At 73.5% G+C, this 20,443-nt stretch carries 19 protein-coding genes and 2 pseudogenes; 16 read left to right on the top strand and 5 right to left on the bottom strand.

Features of this window, described 5'->3' with window-relative positions:
* From DY240_RS31620 to DY240_RS33970, 4 genes and pseudogenes are all read left to right on the top strand, one after another.
* Positions 1–618, top strand: a pseudogene (locus DY240_RS31620) (TPM domain-containing protein); the annotation flags it as partial.
* Positions 619–682: 64 nt separating this feature from the next.
* Entirely contained in the window at positions 683–1,432 is a 750-nt protein-coding gene (locus tag DY240_RS03725) for a PspA/IM30 family protein (protein WP_119658621.1), read from the top strand.
* 89 nt (positions 1,433–1,521) lie between these two features.
* A pseudogene (locus DY240_RS33975) lies at positions 1,522–2,695 on the top strand (DUF222 domain-containing protein); the annotation flags it as partial.
* Between the two features lie 17 nt (positions 2,696–2,712).
* The gene (locus DY240_RS33970) at positions 2,713–3,369 is read left to right on the top strand and encodes an HNH endonuclease signature motif containing protein (protein ID WP_407659272.1); all 657 of its coding nucleotides are present in this window, start codon (positions 2,713–2,715) and stop codon (positions 3,367–3,369) included.
* A 568-nt stretch (positions 3,370–3,937) separates the two neighbouring features.
* On the opposite strand, the gene DY240_RS03710 is transcribed toward DY240_RS33970, so the two are convergent.
* Positions 3,938–4,783, bottom strand: coding sequence for a LysR family transcriptional regulator (locus DY240_RS03710; protein WP_119658619.1), 846 nt, complete (start codon positions 4,781–4,783; stop codon positions 3,938–3,940).
* An 81-nt stretch (positions 4,784–4,864) separates the two neighbouring features.
* Here DY240_RS03710 and DY240_RS31615 point away from each other — a divergent pair, with 81 nt between their 5' ends.
* The 10 genes from DY240_RS31615 to DY240_RS03665 all read left to right on the top strand — a co-directional run bounded on the left by DY240_RS31615 (position 4,865) and on the right by DY240_RS03665 (position 12,902).
* The gene (locus DY240_RS31615) at positions 4,865–5,002 is read left to right on the top strand and encodes a hypothetical protein (protein WP_158602721.1); all 138 of its coding nucleotides are present in this window, start codon (positions 4,865–4,867) and stop codon (positions 5,000–5,002) included.
* A gap of 118 nt (positions 5,003–5,120) precedes the next feature.
* Positions 5,121–6,650, top strand: coding sequence for an ABC transporter substrate-binding protein (locus DY240_RS03705; protein ID WP_119658618.1), 1,530 nt, complete (start codon positions 5,121–5,123; stop codon positions 6,648–6,650).
* A gap of 4 nt (positions 6,651–6,654) precedes the next feature.
* Positions 6,655–7,608: an ABC transporter permease gene (locus tag DY240_RS03700; RefSeq protein ID WP_199700765.1), complete on the top strand. Its 954-nt coding sequence runs from the start codon at positions 6,655–6,657 to the stop codon at positions 7,606–7,608.
* On the top strand, positions 7,605–8,489 hold the full coding sequence (locus DY240_RS03695; protein ID WP_119658617.1) for an ABC transporter permease: 885 nt from the start codon (positions 7,605–7,607) through the stop codon (positions 8,487–8,489). Before DY240_RS03700 ends, DY240_RS03695 begins: the two co-directional genes overlap by 4 nt.
* On the top strand, positions 8,461–9,261 hold the full coding sequence (locus tag DY240_RS03690) for an ABC transporter ATP-binding protein (RefSeq protein ID WP_199700764.1): 801 nt from the start codon (positions 8,461–8,463) through the stop codon (positions 9,259–9,261). The genes DY240_RS03695 and DY240_RS03690 overlap by 29 nt, the downstream gene beginning before the upstream one ends.
* The gene (locus DY240_RS03685; RefSeq protein WP_119658615.1) at positions 9,258–10,079 is read left to right on the top strand and encodes an ABC transporter ATP-binding protein; all 822 of its coding nucleotides are present in this window, start codon (positions 9,258–9,260) and stop codon (positions 10,077–10,079) included. Before DY240_RS03690 ends, DY240_RS03685 begins: the two co-directional genes overlap by 4 nt.
* Positions 10,076–11,188 (top strand): LLM class flavin-dependent oxidoreductase, encoded by a 1,113-nt coding sequence (locus tag DY240_RS03680; protein ID WP_119658614.1) that lies wholly within the window; start codon positions 10,076–10,078, stop codon positions 11,186–11,188. Before DY240_RS03685 ends, DY240_RS03680 begins: the two co-directional genes overlap by 4 nt.
* Positions 11,185–11,661, top strand: coding sequence for a cupin domain-containing protein (locus DY240_RS03675; RefSeq protein ID WP_119658613.1), 477 nt, complete (start codon positions 11,185–11,187; stop codon positions 11,659–11,661). The genes DY240_RS03680 and DY240_RS03675 overlap by 4 nt, the downstream gene beginning before the upstream one ends.
* Positions 11,658–12,374, top strand: a complete 717-nt coding sequence (locus DY240_RS03670) for an alpha/beta hydrolase (protein WP_119658612.1) — start codon at positions 11,658–11,660, stop codon at positions 12,372–12,374. Before DY240_RS03675 ends, DY240_RS03670 begins: the two co-directional genes overlap by 4 nt.
* A gap of 24 nt (positions 12,375–12,398) precedes the next feature.
* Positions 12,399–12,902, top strand: coding sequence for a flavin reductase family protein (locus tag DY240_RS03665; protein ID WP_119658611.1), 504 nt, complete (start codon positions 12,399–12,401; stop codon positions 12,900–12,902).
* Here the strand turns inward: DY240_RS03665 and dacB are convergent.
* The 3 genes from dacB to era all read right to left on the bottom strand — a co-directional run bounded on the left by dacB (position 12,889) and on the right by era (position 17,377).
* Positions 12,889–14,478 (bottom strand): D-alanyl-D-alanine carboxypeptidase/D-alanyl-D-alanine endopeptidase, encoded by a 1,590-nt coding sequence (gene dacB, locus DY240_RS03660; protein WP_119658610.1) that lies wholly within the window; start codon positions 14,476–14,478, stop codon positions 12,889–12,891. The two genes, DY240_RS03665 and dacB, sit on opposite strands and share 14 nt — an antisense overlap.
* A gap of 76 nt (positions 14,479–14,554) precedes the next feature.
* A complete protein-coding gene (gene leuA, locus DY240_RS03655; protein ID WP_119658609.1) occupies positions 14,555–16,300 on the bottom strand; it encodes a 2-isopropylmalate synthase in 1,746 nt (581 codons plus the stop codon).
* A gap of 147 nt (positions 16,301–16,447) precedes the next feature.
* Positions 16,448–17,377, bottom strand: a complete 930-nt coding sequence (gene era, locus DY240_RS03650) for a GTPase Era (protein ID WP_119658608.1) — start codon at positions 17,375–17,377, stop codon at positions 16,448–16,450.
* A gap of 104 nt (positions 17,378–17,481) precedes the next feature.
* Here era and DY240_RS03645 point away from each other — a divergent pair, with 104 nt between their 5' ends.
* Both DY240_RS03645 and DY240_RS03640 read left to right on the top strand, forming a co-directional pair.
* The gene (locus DY240_RS03645) at positions 17,482–17,808 is read left to right on the top strand and encodes a DMT family transporter (RefSeq protein WP_119658607.1); all 327 of its coding nucleotides are present in this window, start codon (positions 17,482–17,484) and stop codon (positions 17,806–17,808) included.
* On the top strand, positions 17,808–18,377 hold the full coding sequence (locus DY240_RS03640) for a TetR/AcrR family transcriptional regulator (RefSeq protein ID WP_119658606.1): 570 nt from the start codon (positions 17,808–17,810) through the stop codon (positions 18,375–18,377). Before DY240_RS03645 ends, DY240_RS03640 begins: the two co-directional genes overlap by 1 nt.
* 64 nt (positions 18,378–18,441) lie before the next feature.
* Here the strand turns inward: DY240_RS03640 and DY240_RS31610 are convergent.
* Positions 18,442–20,443: DUF7937 domain-containing protein (locus DY240_RS31610; RefSeq protein WP_325049270.1), on the bottom strand; the 2,002-nt coding region annotated here is incomplete at its 5' end.

Here is a 20,443-nt window from a genome sequence, read left to right as displayed (position 1 = left end):
AGCGCCGAGGCCCAGCAGGCCGTGGCCGCCGGCCAGGCCGCCGCCCAGGCCGCCGGCCAGGGCGACCCGCTGGCCGCCCTGCGGCAGCTGGCCGAGGCGGAGACCAGGCTGGACGACCTGCTCGTCCCGGTACGAGCGGCCGCCGAGGAGGCCGAACGGGCCCGGACCGCCCTCAACGAGACGCTGGGCCGGGTGACCTCGCAGGTCAGGGCTGTTGCCGACTTCATCGAGACGCGCCGGGGCGCCGTGGGCACCGAGGCACGCACCCAGCTGTCGGAGGCGGCGCGCCATCTGGCGGAGGGCCAGTCGGTGGCGTCGTCCGACCCGGCGGCCGCCCTCGACGCCGTCCGCCGCGCCGACGAGGCGTCGAGGCGCGCGCAGCAGCTCGCCGAGGACGACGTCCAGGCCTGGGAACGGCAGCAGAGCGCCGCGCGCGGCGGCGGGAGCGACCTCACCTCGATGATCCTCGGCGGCATCCTCATCAACTCGATGGGCCGAGGCGGTGGGATGTTCGGCGGGGGTGGCGGCTTCGGCGGGGGTTCCGGCGGCGGCCGGTCGCCGGGCAGTTTCGGAGGAGGCGGCACCCGCGGTCGCCGGGGAGGCGGTGGGCGCTTCTGACACTGCGTTTGACGACATTCCGACTCGCGGCTCCACGGGGGGCCAGGAGCGAAAGGCGACATCCATGGCTGAGAAGCAATCGATCCTCGGACGCATCTCCCAACTGGCCAAGGCCAACATCAACTCGCTGCTCGACCGCGCCGAGGACCCTGAGCTGATGCTGGACCAGATGGTCCGCGACTACACCGACAACATCGCCGAGGCCGAGCAGGCCGTCGCACAGACGATCGGCAACCTCCGGCTGGCCGAGCAGGACCACGCCGAGGACGTCCGCGCCGCCGCCGAATGGGGCAACAAGGCGCTCGCCGCCTCGCAGCGGGCCGACCAGCTCCGCGCCAGCGGCAATATCGCCGACGCCGACAAGTTCGACAACCTCGCCAAGGTGGCGATCGGCAAGCAGCTCGGCTTCGAGAACGAGGCCCGGGCCGCGGAGCCCATGATCGCCTCGCAGCGCGAGGTCGTCGAGAAGCTCAAGGCCGGGCTGACCAGTATGAAGGACAAGCTCGACGACCTCAGGAACAAGCGCGACGAGCTCGTCGCGCGCGCCAAGAGCGCCCAGGCGCAGGCCCAGGTGCAGGAGGCCGTGAGGTCCATCGACATCTTCGACCCCACCAGCGAGGTCTCCCGGTTCGAGGAGAAGGTCCGGCGTGAGGAGGCGAAGGTCGCCGGCGCCGCCGAGGTCGCCGCGTCGTCGATCGACATGCAGTTCGAGGAGCTCGAGGACACCGCGAAGTCGGTGGAGGTCGAGGCCCGCCTCGCCGAGCTGAAGGGCGCGGTCGGCGGCAACCAGGCGGCTCCGGCGGTCGGCAGCTGACCCGCGACGGTCACTGGCGCCCTTCCTGATCAACCGCACCACCCGCCGTCGAATCGACGTTGTCGGTGGGGGCGGGTAAGATCATTTACATGTTCGAAGAAGCGCTGCTGACTGCTCCGCCGCCGGAGGCTGCTCCGCCGGCGGGGTGGGAGGTGGCGTGGCCGCACGACGACCCGAGCGTCGCCGACATCGACCCGGCGCTGCTGGAACAGTTGTGCACCGGCGGTGAGGCCGCTGTCGCGGTCTTCGATATCGATCAGGTGCCGGCCGGGCCGGAGCTGGCCGCCCGACTGGCCCGGTTCGACCCGGCGGCCGCCACGGCTGACGAGCTGGTGGAGGCCGCCGCCGCGGCGGAACGTCAGGAGGCGTGGGCGGCCGCCCGCAAGGCCGCCATACACGCCGAGCTGGCGTCGCGGGCGGAGATGCGTCCCGATGAGACGGGGTACCGGTCGGTGAACCCGGTGACGAACACCGCGATGACGCTCGCCGGGCGCTGCCAGGTGACGACCAAGCAGGCGGAGAACCAGGTCGGCCACGCCCTGCAGCTTGTGTTCGATTTTCCCGATACCCACGCCCTGCTCGCGACCGGCGCGATCGATCTGCGCCGCGCCCGGGTGATCACCGACGAGCTCGGCGGCCAGGACCCGCACGTGCGGGCGCGGGTGGAGGCGGCGGTGCTGCCGAAAGCACCCGGCCTGGATTCGGTCGCGCTACGCAAGTTGATCAAGCGGTTGCTGCACGAGCTGGCGCCGGTCGAGGCGGCGGACCGGTACGAGGCCGCGCGTGAGCGCCGCTACGTCGCCATCACCCCGGCGTCGGAGGGGATGGCGCATCTGGAGGCGCGGCTACCGGCCGCGGATGCCGCGGCCCTGGACACGGCGTTGAACGTAGCCGCGGCGGACGCCAAACGTGCCGACGCCGCCGCCGGGGTGCCGGCGCGGACGAAGGATCAGCGCCGCGCCGACGCGCTGGCCGAGCTGGGCTGGGCCGCCCTCGCCGCCTGCGCCGACGGCGCCACCACCCCGCTGAGCCACGCCGCCGGCACGCCAAGCCCGCCCGGCGACCCTGCCCACCAGACCACCGGCGGCGCGGCCGGTCCCGCCCGTGCGGCAGCTTCTCCCGGCGCCCCCGCCCACCAGGCACCCGCCGGAACGGCCGGCTCTGCCGGCGGCTCGGTCGACCGCACGACCGGTCGCGGCGCCGGCGTGACTGGTCCGCTGGGCCACGCGGCCGGAGTGGCCGGTTCTGCCGGCGACTCCGCCTNGGGCCACGCGGCCGGAGTGGCCGGTTCTGCCGGCGACTCCGCCTACCGGGCGTCCGCCGGAACGGCCGGCTCCGCCGACAACCCGGCCGCGGACGCTAGGTCTGGCGGCGCAGCATCCGCTGCCGGCCAGCCACCACCGGCACCATCCGGGAGCGGCGCGCCGCTGCCGCGGCGGCGGCCGATCGCCGTGCACATCACCGTGCCGTTCGCCACCGTCGTCGGGCTCAGCGACCAGCCGGGTGAGCTGGAGGGGTACGGGCCCATTCCCGCCCACGTCGCCAAGGTCCTCGCCGCCGAAGGCGTGTGGACCTGGCTGCGCACCGACGGCAGCGGACACCTGCTCGACCTCGGCCGCACCCGCTACCGCCCCACCAAAGCCCTCGCCGACTTCATCATCGCCCGCGACCGCACCTGCCGCACCCCCGGCTGCCACCGCCCCGCGACCACCTGCGACCTGGACCACATCATCCCGTTCAACGCCGGCGGGACCACCGACCCCGACGACCTCCACGCCCTGTGCGAGACCCACCACAAGCTCAAACACCACGGGCACTGGCACGTCGAACGACTCCCCGACGGCACCACCATCTGGATCAGCCCCACCGGCCACCGCTACGAGAAACCACCCGAGCAGCTCGGCCCGGCAGCCGTCGCCGAAGGTCCGCCCTGCTGACCGACGCCGGTGGAGTTGTGGACGAGCGCGCTCTGACCGGGGGTCCCGATGCGGGAGGGGCGACCGGCGGCCAGATCGCGCGCCCGAAGCATCTGGACACGATAGGGCTCCAGTCGGAGGACGCCGAACGACTCGTGCTCGGGCGAACGCCAGAACCGGGCCGGCGGGTAGCCGACGCCGCGCGGGCTTCCCTGCTCGTACAGCCGCCACACCCGGCGTTTGACGTCGGCGTCGTCGACCCAGGGCGACGGTGTCGACGGCGACCGCATTCTGGGCCGCGCTCCAGTACGAGAATGCCGCGTGCGGGTTGGCCGCCAGGTGGGCGACCTTGACCGGCGTCGGGAAGGTCGCCAGCCAGCCGAGCGGTGCGTCGTCGCCGATCTCCCAGACGGCGATCAGCACCCGCGAGCGCGGCCGATGCCGGCGGTCGACCGTGGTCATGGTGGCGTAGACGATGTCGCCGACGATCTGCTCGAAGTCGGACCGAAGGTCGGCGAACGCGATACTCACACCGCCATCGTCGGACGCCGGCCGCAGCAGCGGAAGACGGCACTTCAACGTGCCCGAGTCACCCCGAGGTAACCACCTGCGCGACCGCATCGGCGGCGACCGCGGCCAGCGACGGCGGCGCGCCGGCACGGACCCGGATGCGCAGCGCCGTCGGCTCGATCGGCGGGAGTCCGGCCAGCGGCATCAGCCCCTCCGGCCGCCCGCCCACCCCGGCCAGCACCGCCACCCCCAGCCCCGCCCGGGCCGCCGCCAGGATGCCGGCGAGGTACGCGGCCTCGCAGGCGATCGCCGGCTCCCACCCGGCCGCACGGAGCGCCTCGACCGCGCGCCGCCGCAGGGCGCACGGCTCGTCGAACACCACCAGGGGCAGCGGCGCGCCGGGCGGCGGCAGCCGGAACGACGGCGCGGCGTACCAGCGCAGCGGCAGCATGCCGGCGAACGCTCCGCGCTCCGCACTCAGCACCACCGCGACGTCGACGCTGCCGTTGTCGACGGCCTGGGCGAGCCGGCCGCTGCGGTCCAGCCGGAACCGGACCTGCCGCCGCGGGAACACCGTCCGCAGCGCCGTGGCGATCTCCGGCAGCAACTGGTCGGCGGCGTGCTCGGACGAGCCGACCACGATCACGCCGTCAGAGGTCTCGACGCCGAGCCGCCGCAGCGCCTCGTCGTGCGCGGCGAGGATGTGCCGAGCCTCGGCGAGCAGCTCCTCGCCCTCCGGGGTGAACCGCCCGCGCCGCCCGTCGCGCACCACGAGCGGCCGGTCGAGTACCTTCTCCAGCTTGCGGACGTGCTGGCTGACGGCGGACTGCGTGATGTGCAGCGCGGCCGCGGCGCGATGGAAGCCGCCGCACTCGGCGACGGCGACGAGGCTGCGCAGCGGCACGATGTCGAGGACCGCGCTCACGAACCGATCAGCCTTCGCGATCGATCACGATCAGTATTCGATGTTGGACAGATCGGGGCCGATCCCCCCAGAATCGTTCGCATGACCCCACTCCAGGACGCCGCCACCGGCGAGCTCGTCGCTCGCGCGGCGCTGCGGCGCGTCCTGGATCCGGCCCGCATCCTGACGGTCCGGCGCAGCGTCGACCTGCTGCGCACGGCCAGCGCACTCTGTCGCTGAGCTCTCACTCCGGCACCACCTCGCTCGCCTGACGGCGGGCGGCCTCCTGCCCCCAGCCGTCATGTCACGCGTAAAGCCTACTAAATCTATCGGCTTTAAGTATTTATACGGAGCGCCCATGAAGAGCACCCGCATCCCGACGCTGGCCATCCTCGTTGCCGCCCTCCTCCTCGTCGCCGGCTGCGCGGGCGGCGGGACGGCGCCGACCAGCGAGGGCGCCGGCCAGAACGCGGCCGGCGGCAGCCTCACCTGGGGCTGGCACCTCCCGTCCACCTGGGACCCGGTCACGTCCACGGTCGGTCAGGACGTCCACGTGCTGTCGCTCGCCTACGCGGCGCTCACCAAGCAGGACGTCGACGGCAACGCGGTACCGGCGCTCGCCGAGGAGTGGGAGTACAACGCGACCGGCGACGAGGTCACGTTCCGCCTGCGCCCGAACCTCACGTTCACCGACGGCACGCCGCTGGACGCCGAGGCGGTCAAGCACAGTCTGCTGCGCGGCCGCGACGCGCCGGACTCGACGATCGGCGCGCAGCTCAGCGTCGTCACCGACATCCGGGTGGACAGCCCGACCGAGGTCACGCTGATCCTCAACCAGCCCGACTACCAGATCCCGCTGCTGCTGTCGGGCAAGACCGGCATGATCGTCAGCCCGACGGCGGTGGAACAGGACCCCGACGGCCTCGCCACGCGCCCCGTCGGCGCCGGGCCGTTCGCGCTGGACGAGTACGTGCCGGCCTCGCACGCCACGCTGCACAAGAACGAGGACTACTGGGATGCCGACAGCATCCTGGTCGACGACTTCGAGCTGCGCGTGCCGCCGGACCCGACGGTCGCCGTGGCCGGCATCCAGTCCGGCCAGTTCGACGTCGCCGTCATCCCGCCGGCGCAGATCGAGGCGGCCCGTGCAGCCGGCCTCGAGGTCGACATCATCGACGTGTTCACCGTGCGGGTGCTGGACGTGAACAACACCGTCGAGCCGTTCGACGACCCGCGGGTCACGCAGGCGATCAGCCACGCGATCGATCGGCAGGAGCTGGTCGACGTCGCGTTCTTCGGCGAGGGCGACCCGAACTGGCAGCCGTTCCCCCGCGACTACCTGGCCTGGAACGAGGAGCTGGACGAGCTGTACGCGTTCGACCAGGACCGCGCCCGCGAGCTGCTGGCACAGGCCGGCTACCCCGACGGCGTCGCCGTCACCCTCACCACCCAGGCGGAGAACGACCCGCTGGCCGAGCTGCTCCAGCAGCAGCTCCAGGAGGTGGGCATCGACGTGACGCTGCAGGTCGCGACGCCCGGCGCCAACAACTACGTGACCCGGCAGTACCCGTTCGTCGTCGACAGCTTCTCCGGCCGCGAGTCGCCGCTGCAGGCGCTGGAGGTGCTGTTCGGGCCGGAAGGGCTGATGAACCTCGGCCGCAACGCCCCGCCGGAGATCCAGGAGGCCATCGACGTCGCCCGGTCCACGCCGCTGGACGACCCCGGCTACGAGCAGGCCGTCGAGGACGCCGTCGCCGCCGCCGTCACCACGATGCCGAACACGTTCCTGTTCACCTGGCCGCGGATCTTCGCCCGCGACCCGTCCGTGCAGGGCTTCGAGCACTACATCGGCACCCAGCGGTTCGAGGGTGTCACGGTGGGGCGGTGACGGCGTGCGCGCACTCCACGCGGTCGGCAGGGCGGCGCTGATCGCCGTCCCCGTCCTCCTCATCTCGACGTTCATCACCTTCGGCCTCGGCGCCCTGAGCGACCAGAACCCGGCGGCCGCGGCGATGGGCGAGACCGCGACCCAGGCCGACATCGACCGGCTCAACCACGAGTTCGGGTTGGACCGGCCGTTCCTGGAGCGGTACGCGACCTGGATCGGCGACGCCGTCACCGGCGACCTCGGCCGGTCGTGGTTCACCCACATCCCGGTGGCCGAGAGCATCGGGCAGCGGCTGCCGGTCAGCCTGTCGATCGCGGCGCTGGCGCTGCTGCTGGCGGTCGTGCTCGGCGCGGCGGCCGGCATCGGCGCGGCGCTCAACGCCGGCGGCTGGTTCGACCGGGCGGTGACGGCGGTCAGCGCGGCGCTGTCGACGATCCCGGCGTTCGTGGCCGGCATCGCGCTGATCGTGGTGTTCTCGGTGCTGATCCCGGTCTTCCCGGCCGGCGGCTACGTGCCGCCGTCGCAGGGCGTCGGCCCGTGGCTGACCTACCTGATGCTGCCCGCCGTCGCGCTCAGCCTGGACAGCGCGGCCGACCTCGCCCGCCAGCTGCGCACCGGCCTGGTCGGGACGCTGCGCGAGAACTACGTGACCGGCGCGGTCGTCCGCGGCCTGGGGCCGCGCCGCGTGGTGTTCGGCCACGCGCTGCGCAACGGCGCCGGCCCCGCGGTCGCGGTGCTCGGGCTGCACGTGCCGCGGCTGATCGGCGGCGCCGTCATCACGGAGACGGTGTTCGCGATGCCCGGTCTCGGGCAGCTGGCGACGACCGGTGCGCTGCAGGGCGACGTGCCGGTCGTGCAGGGGACGCTGTTGGTGGCGATCGCGCTGGTGCTGGTCTCCAGCGTCGTCGTCAACGTGGCGCTGGCGCGGCTGCGGCCGGGATCGGGGCGGACGGTATGAGGGCGCTGCGGCTGGCCGTCCGGCTCCGGCCGGCGAAGCTCGCGCTGGCGGTGCTGGGCCTCGTCGTCGTGCTCATGGCCGTCGGCGACACGATCGCGCCGTACGACCCGCTGCACCAGGACACGACGGCGATCCTGGCCGGCCCCAGCGCGGAGCACTGGCTGGGCACCGACTACGTCGGACGCGACGTGCTCAGCCGGCTGCTGGCCGGGTCGCGGCTGTCGGTGGTCGCCGCGGCCGAGGCCGTCGGGCTGGGCCTGCTGCTCGGCGTGCTGCCGGGGCTGGCATCGGTCTACTTCGGCCGCGTCTTCGAGTGGCTGTCGCTGCGGGTGATGGACGGGCTCATGGCGCTGCCGTTCATCATCTTCGCGATCGCCGTGGCCGCACTGCTCGGCAACGGGCTGCACCAGGCGATGTTCGCCGTCGGGGTGCTGCTGGCGCCGACGTTCTACCGGGTCACCCGGGCGGCCGCGATCGGGCTGCGGCAGGCGCAGTACGTCGAGGCCGGGACGCTGTTCGGCGCGACCCGCTGGCGGATCGTCCGCACCCACGTCTGGCAGAAGGTGCTGCCGACGGTCGTGGTGACGACGGCGACGGCGATGGCGGGCGCGCTGCTCGTGGTGTCGTCGCTGACGTTCCTCGGCATCGGCGTGCAGCCGCCGGCGCCGACGTGGGGCGGCATGCTCGCCAGCGACCTCGGCTACCTCACCCAGCGCCCGTTCGGGCCGGTCGCGCCGGCGCTGCTGATCATCGTCACCGTCGCCGCGCTGAACGCGCTGGCCGACGCCATCCGCGACGCCACGGGCGACGGTGCCCCGGCGTCGGCCGCACCGCTCCATGAGGAGGTCCCCGATGCAATCTCCGCTGCTGTCCGTCGATGATCTCCACGTCGCCGCCGGCGGTGTGGACGTCGTGCACGGCGTGAGCTTCGACCTCGCGCCCGGCGAGGCGATCGGGTTGGTCGGCGAGTCCGGTAGCGGCAAGACGCTGACCTGCCGGGCGATCCTGGGCGTCCCGCCACCGGGCGTCACCGTCAGCGGCGGCGCCATCCGGCTGGCCGGCGAGGACGTGTCGCGCTACTCGCGGCGGCAGTGGGACCGGGTGCGCGGGCCGCGCGTCGCCGCCGTCTTCCAGGACCCGGCGTCCTACCTGAACCCGTCGTTGACCGTCGGCCGCCAGCTCGACGAGGTGCTGCGGGTCAAGAACGGGCTCGACCGGCGGGCCGCGCGCACCCGCGCCGTCGAGCTGCTCGCCTCGATGGGGCTGCACCGGCCCGAGCACGTCCACGACCAGTATCCGTACGAGCTGTCCGGCGGCATGCTGCAGCGCGTCCTCATCGCGATCGCGGTCTCCGGCGACCCGGATCTGCTGGTCGCCGACGAGCCGACGACGGCGCTCGACGTCACCGTTCAGGCCGAGGTGCTGGACCTGATCGCCGCGCTTCGGGCCGAGCGGCGGCTGTCGCTGCTGCTGGTGTCGCACGACCTCGCCGTGGTGGCGCAGCTGTGCGACCGCGTCGTGGTGCTGCGGCACGGGAGGGTGGTCGAGTCCGGGCCGACCCGCCGGGTGCTCGACGACCCCGCCGACCCGTACACCCGGCAGCTGGTCGCCGACCACCGCGAGTACGGCCTGGACCGGCTGGTGACCCGGTGACGGCGGCACCGGCGGCGGCCCTGCAGGCCGACGGCGTCGAGGTCTGGCTCGGCCGCCGGGCGAAGTCGCGGATCCTGCACGGCGTCGGCCTGACCGCGCGGTCCGGCGAGATCGTCGGGCTGATCGGCGAGACCGGCTCGGGCAAGACCACGCTGGCCAGGGCGATCGTCGGGCTGGCGCCGTTGCACGCCGGGACGGTGCGTGTCGACGGGACTCCGGTGGACGGCCTGCGCGGCGCGGCGCTGCGGCGGTTCCGGCGCAGCGGCCGGGTGCAATACGTGTTCCAGGACCCGCTGCGCTCGCTCGACCCCGACGTGACGGTGCTCGACTCCGTCGTCGAAGGCCTGGCCATCCGCGGCGACGGGAAGGCCGCGGACCGGCGGGCGCGTGCCGTCGCGGCGCTCGAACAGGTCGGGCTCGACCCCGCCCTCGGCGACCGGCTGCCGGGACGGCTCTCCGGTGGCCAGCGGCAGCGGGTCGCGATCGCCCGCGCCCTCGCCGTCGACCCGAGGGTGCTGCTGCTCGACGAGCCGGTCAGCGCGCTCGACGCGGCCAACCGCAACCACGTGCTGCGGGTGCTGGACCGGCTGCGGCACGAGCGCGAGGTGGCGATCGTGATGATCTCGCACGACCTCGGCTCGCTGGCCGGCATCGCCGACCGCGTCGTCGTCCTGTACCGCGGCGAGGTCGTCGAGGAGGGCCCGGCGGCGCGTGTGCTGCTGGAGCCCGAGCACCCCTATACCCAGCGGCTGGTGACGTCCGTCCCCAGCATCGACGGACCTCGTCGTCCGCTCATCACGGAAGGAGTTCACGTATGACCGTCGAGATCCTCGGCATGGTCGGCACCAAGGAGGGCTCGGAGAGCCTCGGCTGGCGCCCCGGCCCGGCCGTCGACGCCGCCTACCTGCGTCGATTCGCCCAGGCCCATGAGCTGGCCGGGTTCGACCGGGTGCTGATCGGCTACAGCGCATCCTCGCCCGACGGCTTCGCCGTCGCGGCCAGCGTGCTGCACCAGACCGAGCGGCTGAAGGTGCTGATCGCACACCGGCCCGGATTCGTCCAGCCGACGCTGGTGGCCCGCAAGCTCGCGACGCTGGACCACCTCACCGGCGGCGGCCGGGTCGCGATCCACCACATCACCGGCGGCAGCGAACAGGACCAGCAGCGCGACGGCGACTACGCCGAGAAGGACGCCCGCTACCGGCGCACCGGCGAGTTCATCGAGGTGCTGCGCCGCACGCTCACCGCGGACGAGCCGTTCGACCACGAGGGCGAGTTCTACCGGTACACCGGCGCGTTCAGCACGGTGAAGCCCGCGACGCCGGCCGGCATCCCGGTCTTCTTCGGCGGGCAGTCCGACGCCGCCGTCGAGACCGGCGCCCAGCACACCGACGTCTACATGCTGTTCGGCGAGCCGCTGGCGGCGACGGCGGAGCGGATCGCGCTGATCCGCGAGCGCGCCGCGACGTACGGCCGCACCGTCGAGTTCAGCCTCTCCACCCGTCCGATCGTCGCCGACACCGAGGAGGCGGCCTGGGCCAAGGCGCGGCAGATCTACGCCGACGCCGTCGAGGTCAAGGAGAAAGCCGGCACCGACGATGGCTGGTGGGGCCCGCGCCGCCGCTCGGCCGAGCGCAACGCCGTGTCCGCGAACCGCCTGCAGGAGCACGCCGAGGTCAGCGACGTGCACGACGAGCGGCTCTGGTTCGGCATCACCAAGCTGTTCGGCCCGGCCGGGAACTCCACCGCGCCGGTCGGCACGCCGGAGCAGGTCGCCGAGGCGCTGCTGAAGTACTACGACCTCGGCGTGACGAAGTTCCTCATCCGCGGCTTCGACCCGGTCACCGACGTGCTGCGCTGGGGCGAGGACCTGTTGCCGCTGCTGCGGTCGGGCGCCGCCGAGCGCGACACGGCGGCCGCCGCATGAGCGTCGAGGACGCCAACCGGGTCTGGCACGGGCGGCTGGAGCACATCCGCGGCGCCGGGTTGTCGTCGGACACCGCCCAGACCGCGGGGATGCGGCGGTTCGAGGCGATCTCCGGCGCGACGGTGGGGTCGTCGAAGCTCTGGATGGGCCGCACCGACGTCGCGCCCGCCACGAACTCCGGCGACCACCACCACGGCGAGGCCGAGACCGCCATCTACGTGAAGTCCGGGCATCCGGTGTTCGTCTTCGCCGACGGCGACCAGGAAATCCGCATCGAGACCGAGCCGGGCGACTTCGTCTTCGTGCCGCCGTACGTGCCGCACCGCGAGGAGAACCCGTCGCCGGACGAGGAGGCGGTCGTCGTGATCGCCCGCAGCACCCAGGAGGGAATCGTGGTCAACCTGCCCAGCCTCTGGGCCACCGACGGCGTCGCCGGCGACGCCGAGTGCGCACCTGACGGGGGCACGGCATGACCGTCGTCGACGCCGGGGTCGCCCTCGGCTGGGACCCGCCCGAAGGCACGACCGCACGCGGCACCGTCGTCGTGCTGCCCGGCCGCGGCGAGCACGGCGGCGTCTACGAGCGGTTCGGCCGGCGTCTCGCCGCGGACGGCTACCGGGTGCGGGCTCTGGACCGGGCCCCTGCGACGGTGTCCGCCGCGCGGGCGGCGGTCGGCGCGGTGCTGGCCGAGCCGGACGAGCTGCCCCGGCCGCACGTGCTGGCCGGGTCGGACTCCGGCGCCGTGCTGGCCCTCGCCGTCGCCTCCGATGCGGGCGCCGACGCTCTCGTCGTCGCCGGGTACCCGGTGGCCGCGGGCTATGCCGCGGACTCCGCCGACGCCGAGATCGAGGCGCGGACGTCCTGCCCGGTGCACGCGGGCCGGCTCCGCGACGACCCGCGGTTCGCGGCGTCGGCGCTGGACGGCCCGCTGCCGGACGGCGTCCCGCTCGGCTCCGTCGCGGTCCCGGTGCTGGCGCTGCACGGCGACGCCGACGTCGTCAGCCCCTACCCCGCCGCCCGGGCCGCGTTGTCCGCCGTCCCGGACGTCGTGCTGGTGACGCTCGCGGGCGGCCGGCACGACGCGTTCAACGACCGCTCACACCGCACGGCCGCAGCGCACGTCGTGCTGTTCCTCGAGGACCTGCGCGCCGGCGCCGCCGTCGCAGCGTCCGAGCGCCTGGACTGAACTCGCACGACCCGAGGAGGATCCATGTCCGTCAGCGCCGACACCTTCCGCAGCGTCTTCCGCCGGTACGCGACCGGGGTCGTGGTGATCACGACCTCGGCCGGCGGACGGCCGGCCGGCCTGACCGCGACGTCACTGGCGTCGGTGTCGCTCGACCCGCCGCTGCTGTCGTTCGCGGTGTCGGCGTCGGCGTCTGCCTGGCCGGCGTTCGCGGCCGCCGGTTCGGTGGTCGTCAACTTCCTCGACGCCGATCAGCACCACATCGCAACCCGGTTCGCCACCAGCGGGATCGACCGGTTCGCCGCGCCGACCGCGTGGTCGCGGCTGGCGTCGGGCGAGCCCGTGCTCGACGACGCACCCAGTCACCTGCGCGCGCACGTGACGCACCGGCTGCCCGTGGGCGACCACGTCATCGTCGTGGCGCGGGTGGTCGACGCGGCGGTGCCGGCGGCGCCGTCGGCCGCCCCGCTCGTCTACCACGCGGGCGCCTACGCGACGGTGGCGCCGGCGGCGGTCAGCACGCCTTGACCCAGGAGCACTCGACGTCGTCGGGGAGGTCGGCGGCGGGCACGTCGGCGGTCGTGAGCCGCGCCGCGGTGCCTTCGCTGTGCGAGGCCAGACGGACGGCGATGCGGTCCTCCAGGTCGCTGGGCTTGCCGCTGAGGTAGTCGTTGAACACGATCGAGAAGACCAGCCGCCGGCCGTCGGCGTCGTCGACGTAGCCCGACAGCGACGACGCGCCGGTCAGCGAGCCGGTCTTGGCGTGCACGTTGCCGGCGGCGGGCGTGCCGCGCATCCGCGAGCGCAGCGTCCCGCCCACCATCCGGTCGGCGACACCGGCGATGGGCAGCGCCTCGTACCAGACGTCGAACCAGGGGCGGTCCTGCGCGGCGACCAGCAGGTCGGCCAGCTCGGCGGCGGGGATGAGGTTGCGCCGCGACAGCCCGGAGCCGTCCCGGTTCGCGATGGTGGCGGTGTCGACCCCGTACCCGGGGAGCGCCTCGCGCAGCACGGCCAGGCCCGCGGCCCACGTACCGGCCCCGGAGACCTCGCGGCCCATCGCCTTGATCAGCACCTCGGCGTGGCCGTTGTTGCTCAGCTTGAGGAACGGGACCAGCAGCTGACTCAGCGGCATCGACCGGTGCTCGGCCAGCACGGTGGCGCCGGACGGGGTGACGCCGCGGCCGATGCCGCCGGTGACCCGCACGCCCGCCTCGGCCAGTGCGCGCACGAACACGTCGGCGGCGTAGTCGGTGGGCTCGCGGACGCTGGCCCACTCGCTCACGCCGCTCCCGCCGGCCGCGACGGTGCCGGAGACGATGATCCGGTCCGTCCCGTGCTCGCGCTCGACGGAGACGTCGTTCCCGCTGCCCGCCGCGCCCGTCGTGGCCTCGTTGACGATGGTGACGGCGTCGGTCTCCGGGGTGAGCGTGACGACGGCGGGTGCGCCCGGCTCGGCGGCCGGGTCGACGCCGACGATGACCGTACCCGCGTCGTAGTCGGTGTCGGGCGCGACGGTGAGCGCCGACACCGGCGCGGCGTAGTAGTAGGGCTCGTCGTCCCAGGCCCAGTCGTTGCCGAGCCGGACGTCGTCGAACCAGGTGTCGTCGGCCAGCACCCGCCCGGAGACCACGCGGACGCCGTCGTCGGCCAGCTGCTTCGCCAGCTCCGCGTAGTCCGACGCCAGCAGCGTCGGGTCGCCGGTGCCGCGCAGGTACACGTCGCCCCGCAGGATCGGGCCGGTCCGCTGCCCGGCGGTGGCGACGGTGGTGTCGAACGTGTAGCCGGGCCCGAGCACGTCCAGCGCGACCGCCGACGTCAGCAGCTTCTCGTTCGACGCCGGCATCAGCCGCTGCGCGCCGTCGTGCTCGTAGAGCGTCTCGCCGGTCGCGGCGTCGCGCACGACGACCGACGCCTGGCCGCCGTCCAGCCGCGGATCGGTGAGGATCGCGTCGAGATCGGCGGCCAGGGCGCCGATGGCCGTGGTGACGCCGGCCGGAGCCGCATCGGGCTCCGCCGCCAGCAGGTGGGAGGCGACGTTCCCCGTCACGACCAGCGCGGTGGCGCCGGCGGTGACGGCCAGATTGCGGGTCCAGCTGGCCATCGTGCGCTCCTCGGCATCGCAGGGATGATCGATCCGGAGACCGGGAGCGACACGATGGTCTATACCATTCGCGGTGTCAAGAGGTGGCGGCCCGGACGGCGGCCGACCGGTTGACGGCGCTGACGATGGCCTTGAGCGAGGCGGTCACGATGTTCGCGTCGATGCCGACGCCCCAGTAGACCTCGCCGCCGACCGAGCACTCGAGGTACGCGGCCGCCTTGGCGTCGGCGCCGGACGTGAGCGCGTGCTCGGCGTAGTCGAGGACCCGGACGTCGTAGCCGATGGTGCGCAGCGCGTCGGTGAACGCGTCGATCGGGCCGTCGCCGGTGCCGTGCAGCACCTGCCGCTCACCATCGACGTACACCCCGACCTCGAGGGCGTCGCGCTCCCCCGCCGCCGACGACGTGTGCACCGAGTTCAGCGCCAGCGGCGTCGTGCGCTCGAGGTACTCGGCGCGGAACACCTCGCCCATGCGGGCGGGCTCGACCTCGCCGCCCTCACCGTCGGTGAGGCCCTGGACGACGCCGGAGAACTCGATCTGCAGCCGGCGCGGGAGGTCGAGCTGGTGCTCGGTCTTCATGATGTAGGCGACGCCGCCCTTGCCGGACTGCGAGTTCACCCGGATGACCGCCTCGTACGTGCGGCCGACGTCCTTCGGGTCGACCGGCAGGTACGGGACCTCCCACACGTGGTCCTCGACGGCGACGCCGGCGTCCTTGGCATCGCGCTCCAGCGCCTCGAAGCCCTTCTTGATGGCGTCCTGGTGGCTGCCGGAGAACGCCGTGTAGACGAGGTCGCCGCCCCACGGGTGCCGCTCGGGCACCGGCAGCTGGTTGCAGTACTCGACCGTGCGGCGGATCTCGTCGATGTCGCCGAAGTCGATCTGCGGGTCGATGCCCTGCGTGAACAGGTTCATGCCCAGCGTGACGAGGTCGACGTTGCCGGTGCGCTCACCGTTGCCGAACAGGCACCCCTCGACGCGGTCGGCGCCGGCCAGCAGCCCCAGCTCGGCCGCCGCGACGCCCGTCCCGCGGTCGTTGTGCGGGTGCAGCGACAGGATCATCGACTCGCGGTGCGGCAGGTTCCGGTTCATCCACTCGATGGAGTCGGCGTACACGTTCGGCGTCGCCATCTCGACCGTCGCCGGCAGGTTGACGATCATGCGGCGGTCGGGCGTCGGCTGCAGGACATCGGCCACGGCGCCGCAGATCTCCGCCGCGTAGTCCAGCTCGGTGCCCGTGTAGGACTCCGGCGAGTACTCCCAGTAGATCTCGGTGTCCGGCGTGACGGCCTCGGCGTACTTCTGCGCCGATCGCGCACCCGACGTCGCGATGTCGGTGATGCCGTCGCGATCGAGGCCGAACACGACGCGGCGCTGCAGGATCGACGTCGAGTTGTAGAGGTGGACGATGGCCTGCTTCGCGCCCACCAGCGACTGGAACGTCCGCTCGATGAGGTGGTCGCGGCACTGCGTCAGCACCTGGATGACGACGTCGTCGGGGACGTGCTCGCCCTCGATGAGCTGGCGCACGAAGTCGAAGTCGGTCTGGCTGGCGGCCGGGAAGCCGACCTCGATCTCCTTGTAGCCCATCTTCACCAGCAGCTGGAACATGCGCATCTTGCGCTCGGCGTTCATCGGGTCGATGAGCGCCTGGTTGCCGTCGCGCAGGTCGACGGCGCACCACTGGGGCGCCTTCGTGATGCGCTTCGTGGGCCAGGTGCGGTCGGGGAGGTCGACGACGATCTGCTCGTGGAACGGACGGTAGCGGTGGGCCGGCATCCGCGACGGCTGTTGCGCGGGCGGCCATATGTTGGCGGTCATGAGGGAAGGGCTCCTGCTCGAGATGGTCGGGCACAGCGCGACCGGCAGCGCGAACTCACCGCGATGAGGGAGCCGGTCTAGCGGACCCCATCGCGGCAGCTAAGCAGGAGGCTGAAACGCCGCACGAGGAAAGACTCTAGCACTGCCTCAGAAGCCGAGCTTGCCCAGTTGCTTCGGATCGCGCTGCCAGTCCTTGGCGACCTTGACGTGAAGGTCCAGGTAGACCGGGGTGCCGAGCAGCCGCTCGATCTGCGTCCGCGCCTTGGTGCCGACCTCGCGCAGCCGTGATCCCTTGCGCCCGATGACGATCGCCTTCTGGCTGTCGCGCTCGACGTAGAGGCTGGCATGGATGTCCAGCAGCGGCCGGTCGGCCGGGCGGTCCTCGCGCGGGATCATCTCCTCGACGACGACGGCGATGGAGTGCGGCAGCTCGTCGCGGACGCCCTCGAGCGCGGCCTCGCGGACCAGCTCGGCGATCAGCGTCTCCTCCGGCTCGTCGGTGAGCTCGCCGTCGGGGTACAGCGGCGGGCCCTCGGGCAGCTGGGCCAGCAGCAGCTCGGTGAGCAGGCCGACCCGGTCTCCCGTCGTCGCGGAGACGGGGACGACGTCGGCCCACCCGATGCCGGTCTCCTCCCCCAGCGCGGCGACGGCGCTCAGCTGCTCGGCCAGCCGGCCGGCACCGACGAGGTCGCTCTTCGTGACGACGGCCAGCTTCGGCGTCCGCTTCAGCGCGGCCAGCTCGCCGGCGATGAACCGGTCACCCGGCCCGATGTCCTCGTTCGCCGGGACGCACAGGCCGATGACGTCGACCTCCGCCCACGTGGTGCGGACGAGGTCGTTGAGCCGCTGGCCCAGCAGCGTCCGCGGCCGGTGCAGCCCGGGCGTGTCGACGATGACCAGCTGGCCGTCCGGGCGGTGGACGATGCCGCGGATGGCGTGCCGCGTCGTCTGCGGCCGGTTCGAGGTGATCGCGATCTTCTCGCCGACCACCGCGTTGGTCAGGGTCGACTTGCCCGCATTGGGTCGTCCGACGAAGCAGGCGAAGCCGGAGCGGAAGCCCTCGTAGTCACCGATCACGCTGTCGAGTCTCCCATCTTCGGCGCCACCTCGCCGCCGACTTGTACAGACGTACTAGTTTTCTGGTACGCTCGTACAGGAATGTGGATGAGGAGGACACCACCATGGCGTGGCTCTACGTGATCGTCGGCGGGCTGTTCGAGACGGCCTTCGCGGTCTCGCTCAAGGAGTCGCACGGGTTCACCCGGCTCTGGCCGACGCTGAGCTTCGCCGTCTCGGTGACGGTGAGCATGCTGCTGCTCGGCCTCGGGCTGCGCGACATCCCGGTCGGCACGGCGTACGCCGTCTGGACCGGCATCGGCGCGGCCGGCACGGCCATCGTCGGCATGCTGTTCTTCGAGGACCCGGCGACGTTCTTGCGCATCGCGGCGATCGGCCTCATCGTGTGCGGGGTGATCCTGCTGAACCTCGCCGGCGGGGCGGCGCACTGATGGCGACGGCCAAGGGCGAACACCGGCGTGCCGCACTGGTCCGGGCGGCGGCCGAGCTGCTGCAGGGCGGCGGGCTGGAGGCCGTCGGCCACCGGGCCGTCGCCGGTCGCGCCGGGGTGCCGCTCGGGGCGACGACGTACTACTTCGCCGACCTCACCGAGCTGCGCCGGGCCGCCGTCGACGCCCTCGCCGACGACGACATCGCCCGCATGTCCGCCGCCGTCGACGCTCTGCCGGCCCGGCGGCGCGGGGCGGCCGCGGTCGCCCGGATGATCGCGACCCTGCTCACGCCGGACGAGTACGGCGCGCTGGTCGCCTGGTACGAGCGCTACGTGCTGGCCGCGCGCGAGCCGCTGTTCGCCGCGGCCGCCCGCCGCACGAACGCCGCGGCACGCGCGAGCGTGGCGGCGGTGCTGGACCGCTCCGGGCTGGCGACGGACGTCCCGCCCCAGGTGGTCCTGGCGGTGGTCGACGGCGCGGTGCTCGGCGCCCTGGCCGACGGCGCCGGGCTGACGGGCGTCCGCGCCGCGGCCGCCGACGCGCTCGCCACCGTCCTCGACCGCCCGTAGCCGGCCGCACACGCGACGACGCCGGCCGGGGCGCGAACCCCGGCCGGCGTCGGCGTGCGTCAGCTCACTGGCCGCGGCGGCGCAGTGCCTCGTCGATCTCGGGGTCGCCGAGCTGGCTCAGCCAGGTCAGCAGCTCCGGGTAGGTGGACGGGTTGGCGGCGACGTACTTGCGCAGTCCCGGCTCCTGGGCGGCGATGTCGGCCAGCGTCTGCAGCGGCGTGTTCGGGTCGAGCGCGGTGCGGGCGTCGAACCCCGAGCCCGTGCCGGCGTCGGTGACGGCCGGCTGGTCGACCCGGGTGGCCGGCTCGACCCGCGGCTGGTCGACCCGGGTGGCGGTGTCGTCGGCGCTCGGCTGATCCACGGCCAGGCCGCTGACCGGGCCGGGCTTGGCCTCGCCGAGCAGGCCCTCATCGGCCGGGACCGCGGGGCTGGCCGGCACCTCGCCGGCCTCCTCGCCGCCCTTGGCCTCGGCGGCGGCCGCCTTCGCCTCGGCGGCCTCGGTCTCGGCCTTGCTCTTTGCCTCCGCGGCCTCCGCCTCGGCCTTGGCCTTCGCCTCGGCCACCTCGGCGTCGGCCTTCGCCTTGGCCTCGGCCACCTGCGCCTTCACGTCGTCGGCACGGGTCGCCTCGGCCTTCGACTCCGCCGGACGGGTCGCGGCGGCACCCGCGGCCGCCGCGGCGGCACCGGTCGCCACGCCGCTGCCCGCCGGCGCCGGCGTCGAGGTCGTCGACGACGGCTCCGTCCCGGGGCCGTTGCCCGGCAGCACGCTGCTGAGGTTGAGCTGGTTGGCGCCGATCGGGCCGTACTCGGAGCGCACCGACGCCGGCACCGTCAGCACCACGAACAGTGCCACGCCGACCCACCAGAGCAGGCTGAGGATGGTGGCGTCCTCGACCGCGACGATGGTCTCGTCGGCGGCGCCGAGGATGGCGGCGATGACGATGCCCAGCAGGATGAGCACCCCGCCGACGACGACCGCGATCGCCCGGCCGGCGTTGCCGTCGCGCGCCTGGGCGTTGCGGCCGACCAGCGCGGCGAGCACCAGGATGAGCAGGAGCACCAGGACGACGATGGCCACGCCCCGGCCGTCGTCGATGCCGATGAGCTGCAGGACGTAGAACACGACACCGGCCCCGGCGGCCAGCATGACCAGCTCGAGCATCCGGATGCCGACCGCCGACCAGTGGCCGGCGCCGGCCGTGTGCGCGTAGCGCGGCCGCAGTCCGGGCGCCGCCGCCGCGACCGCGATGGCGGGGACGAGGATCAGTTGCGGGCCGAACGTGCTGAGGCTCCACGCGTCGGCCATGGTGCCGTCGGCGCCGAGCTGCCACACACCGACGAACAGGGCCACGACGCCCACCAGCACGAGCACGTCGCGCCAGGCGGCGTCGCCACGGAGCACGCCCAGCAGCGGCAGCGCGGCCAGCGCCAGGAAGAACAGCATCGAGACGACGACGTAGGTGACGGCCTCCCACTCGGCGCCCTCGGCGGTGTCGGTGAGGAACGTGATGAGGCTGACCACCGTCAGCAGCGCGAACAGCCCGCCGAGGCCCAGCGTGATCCACCGCCACAGCTGGCCGTCGCCGGACGGGGACTGCTCGGCCTCGCGGCCCTGCGCCGCGAGCAGCGCGCCGGCCAGGCCGAACGCGATGCCGACGCCCACGCCGTCGCCGCCGTTCTCGCCGACGTAGCCGAGCACCAGCGTGATGAGCACGACCACGACGTACGGCGCGTTGGCGGCGAGCCGGGCCAGCCGCAGCTCCGCCGTCCCCCACGACGCGGGCAGGACGCCGCCGCGCTTGAGGTAGGGCAGCGCCAGGGAGATGACGGACAGCAGCGTCACCAGGATGACGTACACCTTGCCGGTGACGGTGTCGGCGAGGTCCCACGGCATGCCGAACGAGACGAGCAGGAGGACCAGCGCCACGACGTCGCGGACGTAGTCCAGCGCGGGGATGTCCGCGAACGGGTTGCGCGAGGCACCCGGCGCGCCGGTACCGAGCGGACCGCCCGGCTGCTGCGCTCCGGGCGCGCCGCCGGCCCGCTGGGCCGTGGCCGCCGCGGCG

Source organism: Jiangella rhizosphaerae, from assembly GCF_003579925.1.
Classification (GTDB): domain Bacteria; phylum Actinomycetota; class Actinomycetes; order Jiangellales; family Jiangellaceae; genus Jiangella; species Jiangella rhizosphaerae.
Note: the sequence above shows the minus strand (reverse complement) of the source record. Positions and strands in the feature narration are given on the sequence as shown.

What these genes read in the sequence shown, in the direction of transcription:
- DY240_RS03665 (WP_119658611.1), top strand. Translation starts at nt 12,399, where the DNA reads ATGTCCGTCAGCGCCGACACCTTCCGCAGCGTCTTCCGCCGGTACGCG.
- DY240_RS03645 (WP_119658607.1), top strand. Translation starts at nt 17,482, where the DNA reads ATGGCGTGGCTCTACGTGATCGTCGGCGGGCTGTTCGAGACGGCCTTC.
- DY240_RS03640 (WP_119658606.1), top strand. Translation starts at nt 17,808, where the DNA reads ATGGCGACGGCCAAGGGCGAACACCGGCGTGCCGCACTGGTCCGGGCG.
- DY240_RS31615 (WP_158602721.1), top strand. Translation starts at nt 4,865, where the DNA reads ATGACCCCACTCCAGGACGCCGCCACCGGCGAGCTCGTCGCTCGCGCG.
- DY240_RS03680 (WP_119658614.1), top strand. Translation starts at nt 10,076, where the DNA reads ATGACCGTCGAGATCCTCGGCATGGTCGGCACCAAGGAGGGCTCGGAG.
- dacB (WP_119658610.1), bottom strand. Translation starts at nt 14,478, where the DNA reads ATGGCCAGCTGGACCCGCAATCTGGCCGTCACCGCCGGCGCCACCGCG.
- leuA (WP_119658609.1), bottom strand. Translation starts at nt 16,300, where the DNA reads ATGACCGCCAACATATGGCCGCCCGCGCAACAGCCGTCGCGGATGCCG.
- DY240_RS03725 (WP_119658621.1), top strand. Translation starts at nt 683, where the DNA reads ATGGCTGAGAAGCAATCGATCCTCGGACGCATCTCCCAACTGGCCAAG.
- DY240_RS03690 (WP_199700764.1), top strand. Translation starts at nt 8,461, where the DNA reads ATGCAATCTCCGCTGCTGTCCGTCGATGATCTCCACGTCGCCGCCGGC.
- DY240_RS03675 (WP_119658613.1), top strand. Translation starts at nt 11,185, where the DNA reads ATGAGCGTCGAGGACGCCAACCGGGTCTGGCACGGGCGGCTGGAGCAC.
- DY240_RS03670 (WP_119658612.1), top strand. Translation starts at nt 11,658, where the DNA reads ATGACCGTCGTCGACGCCGGGGTCGCCCTCGGCTGGGACCCGCCCGAA.
- DY240_RS03705 (WP_119658618.1), top strand. Translation starts at nt 5,121, where the DNA reads ATGAAGAGCACCCGCATCCCGACGCTGGCCATCCTCGTTGCCGCCCTC.
- DY240_RS03695 (WP_119658617.1), top strand. Translation starts at nt 7,605, where the DNA reads ATGAGGGCGCTGCGGCTGGCCGTCCGGCTCCGGCCGGCGAAGCTCGCG.